Below are 15,409 nucleotides of genomic sequence, written 5' to 3'. Positions count from 1 at the left end.
TACAGGGCCTGGTTTCTTTATCTTTGTTGCATCATCGAAACATAGAGTTGCTGATAAGCATCATGTTCCTCTTTGTTCCCGACCTCATTATATAATTTGGCAAGCCATTGGACTGGTTCCGGGTTTGCAGAGTCTAATTCCATGTCCCAACTCATGCAATCAATCGCAAGGTTTGGCTGCTGAAATTCATAGTACAATTCGCCAAGGCGTCTCTGTTTGCCAGGGTCGTCGGACAGTGTATCCATCTCGATGACTTTCTCTACGATGACTTGTGCTTCGGGGACGTCCTCGAACGGCTGGAGCCACTCCCTTACATACGAAATGTCGTTATTATGAAGGATGGATCTGACGGCTAACTCTAAGAGCTTAGTGGATTGCTCTGTCTTTAAGTTCGAAAGAGTCAGTTCTCGCCATGAATCAGGCGAGGGTGAATCTGTTTGGTTTCGTTCTGCCAGATGTATAAAGGTTTGTGATTGGATGGAGGAGAGTGCGAGTTTGTGTTTGTTGATCAACTCGGCAGCCTCTTTCAGCTGATTCTCCGCTAATAAGGAGTCAAGGTAATCATTCAAAAACGAATGATGAGTGAGTTCTCTCGCGTATAAATCTGTGAAGAAAGGTGGGCTGAGCAGTGATGGACTGGAGTCCAGCAGTGTTTGGTAATCTTCTTCTGTCTGTGTGTGGGCGGCGTGGTCTATAGACAACGCTCTTTGTTCAATTAGACGGGATTGTTTTTCGTAAAGAGAGTGTAGGTCATCGTAGGATGAGAGTCTATTTTTATACCATTCGTTTTCGGTATATAAGGTGTCCGTCGCAAGGGTAGATTCATCTTGAAGTTTATAGCGTTTTTCGATTTCGACAAACTTCAAGTCACCAGAGAAGGCGTCGATTAGTGGGTGATTTGGAGCGAAGTCCTCTAAAACGGAGTAGATTCGGTAACAGGATAGCATTTTGCCGCTGCGTCTCTCTTCATAGAATAGAGATTGAATGAAATGAGCGAGTTTTGTCTTCTTGATGAATGGTGTGAAATAGGTGGCGATCTGTGCGGTTTCAGGGTGTCCCCACTGTTGTTTGAGTTTCGTGAAGAGGGTGTTAAAGTCTTTTTTCTTGTATGTGGATGCGGTCAGTAAAGAGGTGACTAATGGGTGAATACCGTGAAAGGTGATGCCTTCGTTGAACGCACTTTTTACAAAGGAACGATCGGGTAATTTAGAAGCGGATACATAATTTAAGTAGTGTTCTTTGTGAAAGAACATGTAATAGTGTTTGCTTTCTTCATCTAAGGCTTCTACCACTTGGCATTGTTGGTAGAAAGCTATACGTTGAACGGTAACATCGCATACCTTTTGCTTACTTTTCAGCGTTACAGTCGGGAGTGACATGGAAAAAACCTCCTAGGTCGCGTTTCTTCCATTCTATCATGGATGAAGGCTGTGGTCCTGTTAGATCTCTAGAAAATTTCGGCATGCTTGAATAAGGTCCTTCTGTTCTGGACCATGACAAAGCATGTGCTTGGATTGCGGTAGAAAGTGAAGCGTTTTGTCCTCGCACTGGATCGAGTCATAAATATATTCGGCGCTTTTCGGAGGGAGTAGTCCATCCTGTCCACCCTGCAGCACTAAGGTCGGAACGTCTACTTTGCTGAAATAGGGGCGTAGGTCATCGACAAGCTTTTGGAATTCGATAGAGGCGCTCATCGGAGTGGTCCCCATCCTGCGTGCGTAACGCTGAAATAGATCATTTTCAAACAGATCTCCGTCTGCTGCATCTTTCGCCATTTTCCATATGTCTTCTGCAAGCTGGGAAACGTCAATATAGTGGGCGGATGTACTTAAGAGAACTAGTTTCTCTACGTTGTACTTTGTCGCAAGGTAAGCTGCAATGACGCCGCCCATCGAATATCCGATTACATAAACGTGATTGTAGTTGAACAACAAGTCTTCTAATTCCTTCTCGGCTTTTGAGACCCACTCCATATACTCTCGGTTCTCTAGGGATTCGTTTTCATCATGGCCTGGAAGGATAGGGGCTCTCAGCTCCCAATCGGTACATTCCTCTAAAACGGTGTAAAGGGGTTCGGTTTCGTAAGGAGAACCTCCAAATCCGTGAATGAATAAGCAGGCTGTCGTCATATACTTCACTCCTTTTGATTTCCTCTTTGTTCTATACCCTTAGTTAGTGCTTTTATTCAATGGAAAGGCTTAATCAAACGTTTGTTTAAATTCTACTTATCGACAGAATGTGTCACATATCTACCTAAAAGCTTTATAATCGACGATGTAGAAATAGTACCGACGAAAAAAGAAGATATCGATCAAATGATATCTTTGGTATAGTGAAACGTAGATTATGGGAAGGATGGACGTATGATGACATTATTGGCGATATTTGTTGCGGGCATTGGAGCCGGTTTTATAAACGTAATGGCAGGAGGAGGATCGTTGTTAACGTTGCCACTCCTTATCTTGTTCGGATTGCCGTCCGCCGTGGCGAATGGTACAAACCGTATTGCGCTGATGGCGCAGAACATCGTAGCCATTGCTTCCTTCCGGAAAGGCGGCTACTTCGATTGGAAATTCAGTACGATGCTTGCCATTCCAGCTTTAATCGGATCGATCGTCGGTGCTCAGATAGCAGTCACGATGTCAAATGACTTGTTCAACCGGATCTTATCCATTGTGATGATCGTGGTTCTCGTTATTATTGTATGGAAACCACATAAGCGGCTGTCCGCAGCCAGCGAAGGTCAAACGTGGCCGAAGCGGATCGGGTTGATGGTCATCTTCTTCTTTGTTGGTGTTTACGGCGGCTTCATCCAAGCTGGAGTCGGGTTTATCATTATTGCCACGCTCACGCTTGTGTCGGGGTTATCCCTCGTAAATATCAACAGCATTAAGGTGTTCGTCGTGGCCATCTATACCTTATCGGCTCTGGTTGTTTTCATTGTCAATGGACAGGTCCACTGGGGATATGGCTTAACATTAGCTGCTGGCACTAGCTTAGGGGCGTTGTTAGGCAGTAGATTCGCAGTGAAGCACGGGGATAAATGGGTGCAACGGATCTTGATTGTTGCGGTTGTCGCCATGGCAGTAAGGTTATTTTTCAAAACGGTGTAACCTTTATATGGTTTAAGCGACTGTATAATAGGGAAGTTTAAGGTGTTCCACAAATTTTACACATTTAGAGAGATGAGTGGGGTATTTACCTGCTGAGAGCTGTTATGACGGGGTTTCGGACATTAAAAAAATGTAACATGGTGAGTTTCGCTACTGGAAGGTGTAGACAGCACATAATCACATGTTACAATGACAAACACGATGAATCATAAAGGAGACATGAACATTGAATAAAAAAATCTTAAGTTTACTACTTGTCGCTTTTGTCGCACTACTTGCAGCTTGTAGTGATGGCGAAGAAGCTGGAGATAATAACGAATCAAACAATGAAGAGAATACACAGGAAGAAAGCGGAGAACAGCAGCAAGCGGAAATGCCTGAGCCGGATCTTGAAGGTGTACCGGACGTTGTAGCGGAAGTCAACGGAACAGAAATTACGAAAGATGAGTTCACTTCAACGTATGAATCTCAGTTCCAACAAGCCGCTATGCAGTCTCAAATGACAGGTCAAGAACTTGATCAGAAACAGTTTAAGAAACAGGTTGCAGATAACCTTGTAAACCAACAATTGTTGATTGAGGAAGCGAACAACCGCGATCTAACTGTATCAGACAAAGAAAAGAACGAAGAACTGGAAAGCCTAGCGAAGCAGCAGCAAATGGAATCGAAAGACAAGCTTCTTTCTGCTCTTAAAGAGCAAGGCATGAAAGAAGATGAAGTTATGTCACAAGTCGAGAAGCAGTTGAAGCTTGAGAAGCTTGTAGCAAGTGAGTCTGACGATCTTCAACCAACGGAAAAAGAAGTTCAAGAAGCTTACGATCAATTCAAATCCCAACAAGAACAAGCGGATTCTGAAGCGGAAGTACCTTCTCTAGAAGAAGTGAAACCAAGCATCGAAGAGCAGCTTGTACGTCAAAAAGAAGCAGAAGTTTATCAAACGTTGATTGAGAAACTACGCGAAGATGCAGACGTAACTGTTAATCTGTAATAAAGAATAGAAAAGCCGGGCCTGAAGAAAAGGCCTGGCTTTTTTTGGTTGCCGTTCCTTTATAGTCTGAATAGAGACGGTATGCTACACTTTTAGCAGAGCTGATTTCGTGGTGTGGCACATATAGTACGTGTCACTAAACAACACAAATAGGAGAAGAGATGATGAAGATACTTTTGACAGGTTCAACCGGGTTTGTGGGGAAGCAATTGACGTTACGCCTTCTTGAAGAGGGGCATCAAGTCTTCGCTTTAGTAAGGAATGAAAAGAAAGCGGAGATGTTGAAGGGGGCAGTTGCTGCGAACGACCAGAATCGTTTGAACATTTTACATGGGAATATTACGCAAGAACACGGAGGACTCTCCGCTAAGACGATTGAATCTCTGAAAGGGTCAATCGACTGTGTTTATCATATTGCGGCTTACTTGTCCTTTGATGACGAGGAGAAAGAGCAACTGTATGAAATAAACGTCGGAGGGACGAAGAACTTGCTGGAGCTTGCAAAGGAGCTTCAAGTGAAGAAGTTCTTCCATGTCAGTACAGCCTACACGCTTGGAAATCAAGAAGAAGCGGTTGAGCAACTCCATTCATTAGAACGCAGCTTCTTGAATTACTATGAGAAAACGAAATGTCAAGCCGAGCACTTGGTATTCGATTACGCTGACCATTTCCAAGTGAACATCTTCCGCCCGTCGATCATCATCGGGGATTCGAAGACTGGGGAAGCGGAGTCGACGTTTGCTTTGTATGGTATCATTAGAAGCTTCCAGCTAATGAAGAGAAAAATGGAGCGAAAAGGAAACGCGCCTGCACAAAAAGTGAAGTTCGTCTGCTATCAAGGGGCAGCACAGAATTTGATCCCTGTTGACCATGTCGTAAAAGGTCTGGTTGCCGGACTCAGGCACGCTGATCACAAGACGATTTACCACCTGACTAATGATCATCCTCCGAGCAATGCGGAAGTATTCGAGCTTTTAAAGGACGAGTTGGATTTTCATAATGTAGAGTTGGTTTCACCTGATAGACAAAATGAGTTAAGTGATCAAGAGAAGTTATTCAACGAACCATTGAGTGTATTCCATGCCTATTTGAAAAAAACGATCCATTTTGACAATAAGAACGCCGAGCAGTTGTTTAAGCAGGCCGGAGTAGAGCCTGTTGACGTAACAGAAGATGTATTGCGTACCATCATATCCGGAAAGAATCGTATATAACGAATAAACCAGCCTTTTTACAGGCTGGTTTTTTTATTCTGAATCTTTCAGATCAAAGGTTAAGCTTCCATCTTGCTGTACTTCAGCGTAGAACACGTCGTCCGGAGATGTTACCCCTGATGTTTGAAGTTGGTCGTTCAACCATTGTTCGTCCAAATGCAAAGCGTTTAAGTTCTCATTGACGACATTCCCATCAGCTACGACTACTTGTGGAACAGGATACGTATTCGGTGGTGACGGTTGGTTCCACTTCATTTTTGTAATAGGTTGGTATTCGTCTTTCTTCTTGACCGATAGTGTCCCGTCCGTTTCGAAGATGGCGTAGTCCACTTCTTTGAGGGAGAAGGTGTTTTTCTTCCGGAGCATTACTTCCAACGACTCAAGATCAAGTCTAGTCTTTTTCAACCCCTTCTCCTTTATCTCTCCATTTTCGATGACGACGACAGGCTCCCCGGTAATTACCTTTCGGAGAGGTCTGGATTTGATATCAATCAATCCAGCCAAAAGAGTAAGGGCTGTCCAAGCGAAAAGGGCAATAAAGCCATTACGTAGACTGAATGTTGGGTCAATAGCTAATGAGGCGCCGATGGTACCGATGGAAATCGCAGAAACGAAGTTGAAGAAGGTCATTTGGGAAATTTCTTTTCTTCCCATAATCCGTGTTAGTGCGAGCAGCGTCACGAAGGTGATCAAGAGTCTAACAATTAATTCTTGTACAGGCATCATTTCCTTCTCCTTTTAATAGAATGATTTTGATGTTAGAAATCCTGACATTATTGTTGTGTTAATTTTCAGATTTTGGTACGATTGAGAATAACATATGATGTTAGGAAAAATAACATAAAGGGGATTGTACTTACATGGAAGCAACGTTTCTTATGAACAACTTATGGATTGTAGTCTGCACGATACTGGTTTTGCTTATGCAGGGTGGCTTTATTCTTCTGGAAGCAGGATCGACCCGTATGAAAAACGCAGGGCATATTGCAGGTAAGACAGTATTTACGATCGGTATTGTTTCAATGGTTTTCTGGGCTGTCGGATATGGTCTGATTTACGGGGAAGGTAACGCTATAATCGGGTTTTCTAATTTCTTTTACGGTGATGCTACTACGATGGGCGAAGGGCTTGCGGGTTCGGTCGACTTCTTGTTCCAACTTGCCTTTGCAGCAATTGCTATGACAATTGCTTTTGGTGGATTTGCTGAACGTGCGAAGCTTATAGCGTATGTCATATTTGCTATTTTGTTTTCTATCTTGATCTATCCTGTAGTCGCACACTGGATCTGGGGTGGAGGTTGGTTAGCTGACCACGGAAAACAGGATTTCGCTGGCTCGACTGTCGTTCACTTGACTGGTGCTGCAGCTGCTCTTGCTGCGACGATGATCTTGAAACCGCGTATCGGAAAATACAACAAAGACGGTTCGTCCAACGAGATTGCTGGTCATAACCAAGTGTTTACAGCCTTAGGTGTATTGATTCTTTGGGTTGGTTGGTTCGGCTTTAATGCAGGAAGTACATTTGGGGTAGCGGATGCCTTCTTCGGTTATGTGGCGCTCAATACTCAACTTGCTGCCGGCGCTGGTGCTATCGGAGCCATGCTTATGGTGTGGGCTGTTACAGGAAAAGCGGACGTTCCGACGACGTTAAATGGTGCCTTGGCAGGTTTGGTCGCTATTACAGCATCTTGTGCGTTTGTTGAACCTTGGGCTGCTGTCATCATTGGCCTGATCGGTGGGGCATTTGTCTTCTTCAGTATGAGGTTCTTCGACAAGAGGAGAATAGATGATCCGATCTTTGCGTTATCTGTTCACGGTACAGTCGGTATTTGGGGTACACTTTCGAACGGATTGTTCGCGACACCGGAACTTGCGACGGTCGGTCGTCCTGGTCTGTTTTATGGTGGTGGATTCGAACAATTGGGAGTTCAGATTCTAGGTGTAGTCAGTTGTGGTTTGTATGCCTTTATCGTCTCTTATATCATCTTGAAGGTGATGGACAAATCGATGGGCGGGCTTCGTGTCACAGAAGAAGAGGAAATTATGGGTCTTGATATTAGTGAACACGGCGGGTATGGTTATCCTGAGAACTTGACGCCGCCAAAATCCAAGTCAGGAGCATAAAGGGTGGAATTTGATTGTTTACCACATATGAAGAAATTCGGGCATGGCGAGAGGATACGATTCGCTCTGTGGCGGAGGATCCACTCCAGCTGAATGCCTTTCATGATCAATTGATTTATCAGACGGTACAACTAGCTAAGGGGAAGGTTGAGAGAGAGCAGGGCGAGGTTCCTGCTCCTTTTGCGTTTTTTCTGATGGGAAGTGCGGGGCGCTATGAGCAGTCGTTTTGGAGTGACCAAGATCATGGTCTTTTGTTTGAAGGAGATCACCAAGCCTACTTTTTAAAGATGGGAGAGGAAATAAGTGACGGATTGGCCGTCGTTGGCTATGCCTATTGTGAGGGGAACGTGATGGCTTCTAATCCGTTGTGGTGCCAGTCTGTCGACTCCTTTTCGAATCAGGTGGAGAGGTGGCTGATGGAACCAGAATGGTCTTCGCTTCGGAATTTCTCCATCTTTTTCGACTCACGCGTACTGGTTGGTGAGAAACAATTTTTAGTTCATGTAAAAGAGAAAGTGTTTTCTTATCTAAATGAGAATACGGGACTATATGCCCGGTTGGTTGATAACGTGCAAATGATCAAAAAAGGGGTAGGGATCTTCGGGCAGTTACTACCGGAGCAGAAAGGCGAGCACGAAGGAGATATAAACATCAAGCAAACCGCCTATTTTCCATACGTGAATGCTTTGAGAATGCTGGCACTTCTCCGGGGCGTGGATGATTCTTCTACACTGTCGCGAATGGCCGCCATGAAAGAACGCTATCCAACGGTGGGCTCTTTTGAAAAGGATTTTCTTGGGCTGTTGGAACTACGCCTTCGTTATCAAGTTCAATCTGACTCATATGAAGGGGTTCATCTTCTGCCGGTAAAACAGCTATCAAAAGGAGATAAACAACAACTGAAAGAAGCGATTAAACAGGGCCACAAATTGTTTTCAACGATGAAATCGATCATGAAGAAAGAAGGCGTGCTATGAATCCATTTGTTCAGTTCGTGAAAGATTTATCGGACCGGCTGGGTAGTGGGTTCTCTTCTCTTAATGGCAATGATCCGGGAAAAGTGGCGTATGTTAGGAATTTGGAGAGGGAAATGAAGAATCGCGACCCTATGGATGTTCCGTTAGAGGAACTCCCGGTGGTCGTGTTTGATTTAGAGACAACAGGCTTCTTTCCTTATAAAGGAGACTCGATCCTTTCGATCGGTGCGGTGAAAGTCCGTGGGGGAGTTGTTTCTCCGGAGGATACTTTTTATTCGCTTGTTCATCATGACAAGGAATTATCTCAAGAAATTAAGGATCTGACTGGACTTAAGGAAGAGGATGTAGCAAAAGCACCCCCTCTTCGGGATGTGCTGAAAGACTTCTATTCGTTCGTGAAGAATGATGTGCTCGTTGCGCATCATGCCCATCATGAAAAGCAATTTATGAGCCATGCGACATGGCTTGCGCTTAGGAAAAGTTTTCAGCATCGCATTGTTGATTCGGCATTTATTCCGAAAGTGACGCATGAGAATAAGGGGATGCTGTCGTTAGATGATTGTTGTGATTATTATCAAATCCCCATTCAACAGCGCCACCATGCCCTGTATGACGCGGTGGCGACAGCGGAGTTATGGGTGAAAGGTGTGAAGGAGCTTCAGGAAGTGGAAGTTCATACTCTTGGGGAGCTCTACACTAAAATAGCTACGATGTCATAAAAGAGAGGAGTCTGGGTAACCAGGCTCCTCTCTCGGATGTTTCATGTTTATTCCATTCGAATCAAACTAAGCAAAGGGATGCATCTTGCCTTTTGGATGAAGAGTGACTGCGTTTTTGAACCTTGTATCCCAGAACTCGACTAAAGGTCCCATCAACAACATTGCAAGGACAGTGCCGAGACCTACGGGGCCACCCGCTAACAGTGCTAATGCTGTTACGATGGTTGCGATTGTGATTTGAGAAGTGCTGATGCGCCATTTTAGACGTTGGCTAAGTGCAAGGAACAACTCGTCTACAGGGGATCTGGTCAACTTCGTTTGGATATACAAGCCTACACCGAAGGTTGCGATGACCAGTCCGAGTAAGAATGCTGTGCCTTTTACATAAAGTGGCGCTGCTTCTAGATCGACGCTGTGAAGAACGATGTCCAGCCAAAGAGTAAAGAAGGCGCTCTCGATCAGAAGTGGAAAAATCGCTGACCATTCAATAGAACTCTTCTTCAAAAAAGCGTTGATGAATACAAGGATGAACTGGGCGATACCGAACCATAGTCCGGATGGCAGACTTGTCCTTTCGTGGAGACCCACGAACAAAGCGGACCAAAATCCGGCACCTAGTGCTGCTTTCACAACAATCGAGGTTCCTAAATAAGTGATGGCTATACCAAGTGTGTACAGGATCAGGCGTTTCATAATATTCACCTCTTTGTATTTTAGATAACTTCTGGTTATAGTTAGAGAAAGGAGGACATGACCGTGTTGTTTCATAAACTCAGGTATTTCATCGAAATCGCCAAACTGAAAAGTTATACAAAAGCGGCGGAGAGTTTCTATATCTCCCAACCTGCTCTCAGTAAGCAGATGAAGCAATTAGAAGAAGAGCTTGGCTTCCGCTTGTTTTCTAGATCGTCTAAGGGGCTGCAACTGACGGAGAAGGGCCAATCTCTTTTTTACGAACTAGAGCCTTTGTTTCAACAAGTGGAAACGACCGTCAATCAATATAAAAAGCATGATGAAGTTCGTTTCGGTTCTACGCCGCTGTTAAGTTCGTATTTCATCCATGAGCATTACGCAAAGCTGCAACGGATCAACTTCTACGTTACTGTCATCCAAGATGATAGCCAGGACCTCATCCCTTTTCTTAAAGACAACCGCATTGACGCGGCAATTGTTCAGGATATCGCTCAAGTGGAAGGGTTGTATTCCAAGTACTTGTTTAAAGATGAATTTCTGGCTGCTGTACCGGCTGCATCGCCGCTCGCTTCCCAAAGCCACGTTTCGTTGGAAGATTGTTTGGAATACACACAAATCATTCCTTCCCAAAGATCCACCCTAGCCGAACAGCTCCGGTTGATCATGAATGACCGTCAATTCACTGGGGAAGTGATTGAAACGCACTATCAAGCTATGACGGGTCTCGTTTCGTTAGGGATGGGCATCGCCTACCTTCCTTCGATTATGGCGAACCAAATCGAGTATCGAGGAGTGACGTTTGTTCCGATTTCCGATCAGCAGCTTTTTCGGGAAATGTATTTGTATGCCACGTCAGAAGCCATGCTCGATTTCCTGTATGAAAAGTTCTCTTAGGTCTATTTTATAAGCTCTGGGCAGGTGTGAGAAATACAAAAAAGTCATCGTAGTATAACCTGAAGTTATCGGTTGATTTTAAACAAACGTTTGATTAATGTTTCAACACGGAATGCCTCTATGACGTTTAAGTGGGGTTTTTTGCTGAAAAGGTAAGTTACAAAGCCTTTCTCTGACATTTCAAATAGGTGGGGTGATGAAAATGGCAGAGAGCGGGTGGGTCAAGGACGTTTTAGACCGAACAAGATACGGAAATGTCAGATAAGAAGCGTCTATCTTACCAATTATGCTGGCTTAACTTCCAAAAGGGCAGAGAAAAAGGTCAACCCTGATAACAGAGTTGACCTTTTTTTAATGCGTTCGTTCTTTCAATTCGTATAATGGCACTTCTTGAAACACATTCGGCTGATCCACAGGATGAATCCGTGCCATTTCATTCTTCTCGATGACTTCTTCAATATAAATCTCTCGGTCCTCATGCATCACATGAATCATCTCCGGAGAATTGTATATCTCTTTCGCACGCTCCTTGTTCATGACAACGACCTCCTTTACGAGATATTTTTTGTAAAAAGGTCGTGTGTTATGCATGTTCTACAAGGAGTCGCCATTCATGATCGAGTTCTTCACAACCACGTAATCGACGTGCCGGATAGCATCCAAGTTCGTTCCCCCGGCGTAAGAGATAGCGGATTGCAGGTCTTGCTGCATTTCCACTAATGTATCTTTCAAAGAGCCTTTATAAGGTACGATCATTTTCTTTCCTTCCACGTTCTTCCGTTCGCCTTTTTGATATTCAGAAGCAGAGCCGAAGTATTCTTTGAATTTCTGACCTTCTTCTTCAATCAATTCTCCTGGTGATTCCTCGTGTCCGGCGAACAGTGATCCAATCATGACCATAGTAGCGCCAAAGCGAATCGATTTCGCAATATCGCCGTGGGTGCGGATGCCGCCGTCTGCGATGACCGGTTTACTTGCAGCCTTCGCGCACCAACGTACTGCTGCTAACTGCCAGCCTCCGGTTCCGAAACCGGTCTTCAATTTCGTAATGCACACTTTCCCTGGTCCGATTCCGACTTTCGTTGCGTCTGCCCCGGCGTTCTCCAGTTCACGCACTGCTTCAGGCGTTCCGACGTTTCCGGCAATCACAAATGTTTCCGGCAGGTTCTGCTTGATGTGCTGAATCATATCGATGACAGCCTGCGAATGGCCATGGGCGATGTCGATCGTAATGTAATCAGGGTTCAATCCTTCGTTCTTCAACTCTTCAATAAAGCCATACTCTTCATCCTTGACACCTACGCTGATGGAAGAGATGAGCTCGTTTTGTTTCATATCGTTAATGAATCTCTTTCTAGTTTCTGGTTCGAAGCGGTGCATGATGTAGAAATAGCCTTCCTCAGCTAGGAAACGAGCAACATTCTCATCGAGGATCGTCTGCATATTGGCAGGAACGACCGGTAGCTTGAAACTGTGTTTTCCGAGTGTGGTCGTCGTGTCGCATTCAGAGCGGCTGTTCACGATACATTTGGCGGGAATCAATTGAATGTCTTCATAATCAAATACGTTTTCCATTTTATACACCTCAAAAAAGCGAACGATTTATTCGCTTGAAAGTTAATTGTTCGTCTATTAGTTATCGTAACGGAATCTTCTGGGAATGTCAAAGCGGTTTTTAGTGATTTATCCATACATTATCTACTTCATTCAGCGTATTGTACGCTTTTTTAGCATTTCTGAATTTTTTTCTGATTTTTTGTAGGGGATAAACGGAGATTATACGTCTATATAGATAGAGTCAGCAAGAAGGGAGGGAGAGTGTCATTCAGGAGGATGTTCTGATTGAGAAAATAAAGAAGGGTCACAAGCAGGCGCTGCGTCTCGTGATTGAGAAGTATAAGCATACTGTCTACCAAGTCGTCTTCGGCGTATTGCGGGATGAGAAAGAGGCAGAAGACGTGGCGCAGGAAACATTTATCAAGATGGTGGATGCTCTCCCTTCTTATCAGCAGAAAGGGTTCAAAACCTGGCTTTCCAGAATTGCTTTTCGTACGGCATTGGATGCCAAACGGAAGAAGCAGCGTCAGAGGGAAGCTTTGACGGAATATGCCCCTAGTAAGGAAGCATCTAAGAGCGCGGAGGATGAGTGGCTACAGGAGGAAAAGTCAAGGGCGGTTACAGCGTCCATTGCTAAGATGCCTGAAACCTATAAGGGTGTCGTCTATGCGTATTACATAGAGGGGAAATCCTATGCGGCAATCGCAAGCGAGCACCGGCTAGAGGAGAAGACAATCGAAATGAGGTTGTACCGAGCGAGGAAGTGGATGAAACAACATTGGAAGGAGGATGATTTTTGAATGGAACATTTGTCAGAGGCTCAAATACGCGACTATGTGAGTGGAACATTGTCCGACGAAGAGAGTGATGGATTAGAAGATCATTTCTCTGAATGTGAGGACTGCTTTGATCAGTATCTATTTTTATTAGAAGAAGACTCATCGCTACCGTCAACCTTCACAGATGAGGCGGTGAATCGCATTGTGAAAGAACATCCGACCTTCCAGCAGCAGAAGAAGTCCCGTTCATTCGCTCACTACCTCGTAGCAGCGGGGCTCACCCTTGTCTTAATGATGTCTGGGGTGTTCAATCTGATGACGGATTCTATGGATCCGGATTCGTTTGAACAGCAACCATCGTTGACGGAACAAATTCTTGATCAAACCGGAAGTTTAATGGATAAAATGACAAATCGATAAGGAGGAGTAAAATGAATAAATCGCCTATATTTGCCTTTTTCCTATCTTTGATTCCTGGATTCGGGCATATGTACATCGGCAGAAGGGTTCGTGGTTTCTTGTATATGTTGGGGTTTGGTGCCCCGTTATTGTTTGGATTTTTAGTTGCAGTTATGGGAGGGATTTCGGAAACGTTCATCGTTTTAGTGTTGCTGGCATCTGCTTTAGTCTGGGCACTAAATTTGCTCGATATGGTCGTCACTTTGCTGTCTAATCAACAAAAGGCAGAGGTCCAGCAAGTAGGGGAAGAAAGGGATCGGTTCTTTACAATCATCCTATCCTTTATACCGGGGCTTGGGCACTTTCACCTGGGATTGAATCAACGAGGGCTAACCTTCTTAACAGCTTTCATCGGAATGGGAGTCATGGTGCTGTTCGTTACAGCAATGACTTCCGCAAGTGGGTTTCTTGTTTTCTTACTCATTCTGCCGGTGATCTGGATTTATGGACTGTTTGATGTTATTCAACTGCAGAAAAAGAAAGAGGCTGGAGAGGTGCTTGAGGACCGTACGTTGATCGAAGACTTAGATCGTCATCGTGCCGGGGGTCAGAAGAGTAAAGTGATCGCAACGATACTAGGTATTTTCCCGGGAGCTGGGCATATGTACATGGGGCTGCAACGCAGAGGATTGCAATTGATGGTCGGGTTCTTACTATCCGTTTATATACTCGACGTACTACGCCTGTCGTTCTTCTTATTCCTTATTCCAGTCATCTGGTTTTACAGCTTTTTTGATACGCTCCAGCAAAGCAACAAAATGGAATACGAAGAACTGGAAGATACCCCGGTCGTGAAGCAGTTCGTCAATCATCAGCGCTGGTTCGGTATCCTCCTGATCTTACTAGGTGTTTTTTATTTGATGGACCGCATCGCTGTTCCGCTTCTCGATGAGCAGATCAGACAGGCATTCGACTTGAATGTACGATTTTATTACGAACAGTACTTCCAGTTGATCGTTGTATCTATCTTGTTTATCGGCGGAGGCATCAAGTTATTATCAGGGTCTAAGAAAAAGGAGGGGCACTCATGAGGAAATGGCGAGTTGGAACCGTATCGATGGGACTTACGCTTGTATTACTTGGGGCGCTGTTGCTGCTGAGTTCCTTTCTTGATATGGATATATTTTCGATTAGTCTTACATGGTGGCCGCTGATCTTAGTCGTTCTCGGCTGCGAAGTGATAGTTTACTTGTTCTTATCTAAGCAAGAAAAGCCTGTCATTCACTATGATTTTGTCTCGATTTTCTTTATAGGGATCTTGGGGACTGTCGGCATTGCGTTGTATTCTTTTACATCGCTTGGACTCGTAGAAGAAGTGAAAGCGCAAGTCTATTACGAAACGGTGGAAAAAGCTTTGCCAGTATTTGAAGAGAGAGTCTCTGATGTAGATAAAATCGTCGTAGAGATGGGAATGCAGGAGGTGCAATTAGAAACGAATCAAACAGATCTTGTAAAAATGTTTGGTCGATATACAACCAATGACCATCAAGAAGAAACGTTGGAAGTAATAGATGTGGTAGACGTAAACCGTGTGGGGGATACGCTGCATATTCAGCTTCTCCATACGGGCAACCAACAAGTGAAGCCGGTCCTCTCCCTACCATATGATGTAGATGTGGAAGTGAGGGGAGAAGCATCTCAACTTGATGTTACCTTAGACAGCTTGAAAGCGGACTGGTCGATTGAAGATGGGGGCTATGTCAAGTTGCGTGTCGGCGAAGATATCGATGCCCATTTGGAAAGCTCTGAGGAAAATCAGGTGTTTGGTGAAGGTACCCATACAGTCAGTCTCCCGAATGTCGCTGAATTGGATATCTACGAATAGAATTATTATCTAGAAAACCCGAACGATTGGTTCGGGTTTTCTTTATGCAGCAATACATATAGGAACGG

The 15,409-nt window shown here is 44.4% G+C and carries 17 protein-coding genes; 11 read left to right on the top strand and 6 right to left on the bottom strand.

Going from position 1 to position 15,409, the window contains the following annotated elements; genetic code table 11:
• Nucleotides 1-17 precede the first annotated feature (17 nt).
• Together E4663_RS15130 and E4663_RS15125 are read right to left on the bottom strand one after the other, a co-directional pair.
• Entirely contained in the window at nucleotides 18-1,379 is a 1,362-nt protein-coding gene (locus E4663_RS15130) for a tetratricopeptide repeat protein (protein WP_135328244.1), read from the bottom strand.
• Nucleotides 1,380-1,439: 60 nt separating this feature from the next.
• A complete protein-coding gene (locus tag E4663_RS15125; protein ID WP_135328243.1) occupies nucleotides 1,440-2,129 on the bottom strand; it encodes an alpha/beta hydrolase in 690 nt (229 codons plus the stop codon).
• A gap of 234 nt (nucleotides 2,130-2,363) precedes the next feature.
• Here E4663_RS15125 and E4663_RS15120 point away from each other — a divergent pair, with 234 nt between their 5' ends.
• The 3 genes from E4663_RS15120 (at nucleotide 2,364) to E4663_RS15110 (ending at nucleotide 5,315) form a co-directional block, all read left to right on the top strand.
• Nucleotides 2,364-3,113 (top strand): sulfite exporter TauE/SafE family protein, encoded by a 750-nt coding sequence (locus E4663_RS15120; protein WP_206663495.1) that lies wholly within the window; start codon nucleotides 2,364-2,366, stop codon nucleotides 3,111-3,113.
• A gap of 226 nt (nucleotides 3,114-3,339) precedes the next feature.
• Nucleotides 3,340-4,101, top strand: a complete 762-nt coding sequence (locus E4663_RS15115; protein WP_135328242.1) for a SurA N-terminal domain-containing protein — start codon at nucleotides 3,340-3,342, stop codon at nucleotides 4,099-4,101.
• Between the two features lie 164 nt (nucleotides 4,102-4,265).
• Nucleotides 4,266-5,315: an SDR family oxidoreductase gene (locus E4663_RS15110; protein WP_135328241.1), complete on the top strand. Its 1,050-nt coding sequence runs from the start codon at nucleotides 4,266-4,268 to the stop codon at nucleotides 5,313-5,315.
• A gap of 33 nt (nucleotides 5,316-5,348) precedes the next feature.
• Here the strand turns inward: E4663_RS15110 and E4663_RS15105 are convergent, their stop codons facing one another.
• The gene (locus E4663_RS15105) at nucleotides 5,349-6,038 is read right to left on the bottom strand and encodes a DUF421 domain-containing protein (RefSeq protein ID WP_135328240.1); all 690 of its coding nucleotides are present in this window, start codon (nucleotides 6,036-6,038) and stop codon (nucleotides 5,349-5,351) included.
• 137 nt (nucleotides 6,039-6,175) lie between these two features.
• Here E4663_RS15105 and E4663_RS15100 point away from each other — a divergent pair, with 137 nt between their 5' ends.
• From E4663_RS15100 to E4663_RS15090, 3 genes are read left to right on the top strand one after another with little or no spacing between them, the layout of a single operon-like run.
• Complete coding sequence (locus E4663_RS15100; protein WP_135328239.1) at nucleotides 6,176-7,438, top strand: ammonium transporter; 1,263 nt, start codon at nucleotides 6,176-6,178, stop codon at nucleotides 7,436-7,438.
• A gap of 14 nt (nucleotides 7,439-7,452) precedes the next feature.
• Nucleotides 7,453-8,415, top strand: a complete 963-nt coding sequence (locus E4663_RS15095) for a DUF294 nucleotidyltransferase-like domain-containing protein (RefSeq protein WP_135328238.1) — start codon at nucleotides 7,453-7,455, stop codon at nucleotides 8,413-8,415.
• Nucleotides 8,412-9,134, top strand: a complete 723-nt coding sequence (locus E4663_RS15090; RefSeq protein ID WP_135328237.1) for an exonuclease domain-containing protein — start codon at nucleotides 8,412-8,414, stop codon at nucleotides 9,132-9,134. Before E4663_RS15095 ends, E4663_RS15090 begins: the two co-directional genes overlap by 4 nt.
• 66 nt (nucleotides 9,135-9,200) lie before the next feature.
• Here the strand turns inward: E4663_RS15090 and E4663_RS15085 are convergent, their stop codons facing one another.
• Entirely contained in the window at nucleotides 9,201-9,827 is a 627-nt protein-coding gene (locus E4663_RS15085) for a YczE/YyaS/YitT family protein (protein ID WP_135328236.1), read from the bottom strand.
• A gap of 63 nt (nucleotides 9,828-9,890) precedes the next feature.
• On the opposite strand from E4663_RS15085, the gene E4663_RS15080 reads away from it, so the two are divergent.
• Entirely contained in the window at nucleotides 9,891-10,721 is an 831-nt protein-coding gene (locus tag E4663_RS15080) for a LysR family transcriptional regulator (RefSeq protein WP_158290514.1), read from the top strand.
• 351 nt (nucleotides 10,722-11,072) lie between these two features.
• On the opposite strand, the gene E4663_RS15075 is transcribed toward E4663_RS15080, so the two are convergent.
• Nucleotides 11,073-11,258, bottom strand: coding sequence for an H-type small acid-soluble spore protein (locus E4663_RS15075; protein WP_079477215.1), 186 nt, complete (start codon nucleotides 11,256-11,258; stop codon nucleotides 11,073-11,075).
• 57 nt (nucleotides 11,259-11,315) lie between these two features.
• On the bottom strand, nucleotides 11,316-12,296 hold the full coding sequence (gene guaC / locus E4663_RS15070) for a GMP reductase (RefSeq protein ID WP_135328234.1): 981 nt from the start codon (nucleotides 12,294-12,296) through the stop codon (nucleotides 11,316-11,318).
• 308 nt (nucleotides 12,297-12,604) lie between these two features.
• On the opposite strand from guaC, the gene E4663_RS15065 reads away from it, so the two are divergent.
• From E4663_RS15065 to E4663_RS15050, 4 genes are read left to right on the top strand one after another with little or no spacing between them, the layout of a single operon-like run.
• Nucleotides 12,605-13,078: a sigma-70 family RNA polymerase sigma factor gene (locus E4663_RS15065; protein WP_241657218.1), complete on the top strand. Its 474-nt coding sequence runs from the start codon at nucleotides 12,605-12,607 to the stop codon at nucleotides 13,076-13,078.
• Nucleotides 13,079-13,477 carry a zf-HC2 domain-containing protein gene (locus tag E4663_RS15060; protein WP_135328232.1) on the top strand — a complete coding sequence of 133 codons (399 nt, stop codon included), beginning with the start codon at nucleotides 13,079-13,081 and terminating at the stop codon, nucleotides 13,475-13,477.
• Nucleotides 13,478-13,488: 11 nt separating this feature from the next.
• Entirely contained in the window at nucleotides 13,489-14,547 is a 1,059-nt protein-coding gene (locus E4663_RS15055; RefSeq protein WP_135328231.1) for a hypothetical protein, read from the top strand.
• A complete protein-coding gene (locus E4663_RS15050) occupies nucleotides 14,544-15,341 on the top strand; it encodes a LiaF transmembrane domain-containing protein (RefSeq protein WP_135328230.1) in 798 nt (265 codons plus the stop codon). The genes E4663_RS15055 and E4663_RS15050 overlap by 4 nt, the downstream gene beginning before the upstream one ends.
• Nucleotides 15,342-15,409 lie beyond the last annotated feature (68 nt).

The sequence above is a fragment of the Halobacillus salinus genome, from assembly GCF_004684905.1.
Lineage (GTDB): Bacteria > Bacillota > Bacilli > Bacillales > Halobacillaceae > Halobacillus > Halobacillus salinus.
Note: the sequence above shows the minus strand (reverse complement) of the source record. Positions and strands in the feature narration are given on the sequence as shown.

Excerpts from the sequence above, each read along its gene's own strand:
- E4663_RS15130 (WP_135328244.1), bottom strand. The coding sequence starts at position 1,379 with ATGTCACTCCCGACTGTAACGCTGAAAAGTAAGCAAAAGGTATGCGAT.
- E4663_RS15125 (WP_135328243.1), bottom strand. The coding sequence starts at position 2,129 with ATGACGACAGCCTGCTTATTCATTCACGGATTTGGAGGTTCTCCTTAC.
- E4663_RS15120 (WP_206663495.1), top strand. The coding sequence starts at position 2,364 with ATGATGACATTATTGGCGATATTTGTTGCGGGCATTGGAGCCGGTTTT.
- E4663_RS15110 (WP_135328241.1), top strand. The coding sequence starts at position 4,266 with ATGAAGATACTTTTGACAGGTTCAACCGGGTTTGTGGGGAAGCAATTG.
- E4663_RS15105 (WP_135328240.1), bottom strand. The coding sequence starts at position 6,038 with ATGCCTGTACAAGAATTAATTGTTAGACTCTTGATCACCTTCGTGACG.
- E4663_RS15100 (WP_135328239.1), top strand. The coding sequence starts at position 6,176 with ATGGAAGCAACGTTTCTTATGAACAACTTATGGATTGTAGTCTGCACG.
- E4663_RS15090 (WP_135328237.1), top strand. The coding sequence starts at position 8,412 with ATGAATCCATTTGTTCAGTTCGTGAAAGATTTATCGGACCGGCTGGGT.
- E4663_RS15085 (WP_135328236.1), bottom strand. The coding sequence starts at position 9,827 with ATGAAACGCCTGATCCTGTACACACTTGGTATAGCCATCACTTATTTA.
- E4663_RS15075 (WP_079477215.1), bottom strand. The coding sequence starts at position 11,258 with ATGAACAAGGAGCGTGCGAAAGAGATATACAATTCTCCGGAGATGATT.
- guaC (WP_135328234.1), bottom strand. The coding sequence starts at position 12,296 with ATGGAAAACGTATTTGATTATGAAGACATTCAATTGATTCCCGCCAAA.
- E4663_RS15060 (WP_135328232.1), top strand. The coding sequence starts at position 13,079 with ATGGAACATTTGTCAGAGGCTCAAATACGCGACTATGTGAGTGGAACA.
- E4663_RS15055 (WP_135328231.1), top strand. The coding sequence starts at position 13,489 with ATGAATAAATCGCCTATATTTGCCTTTTTCCTATCTTTGATTCCTGGA.
- E4663_RS15050 (WP_135328230.1), top strand. The coding sequence starts at position 14,544 with ATGAGGAAATGGCGAGTTGGAACCGTATCGATGGGACTTACGCTTGTA.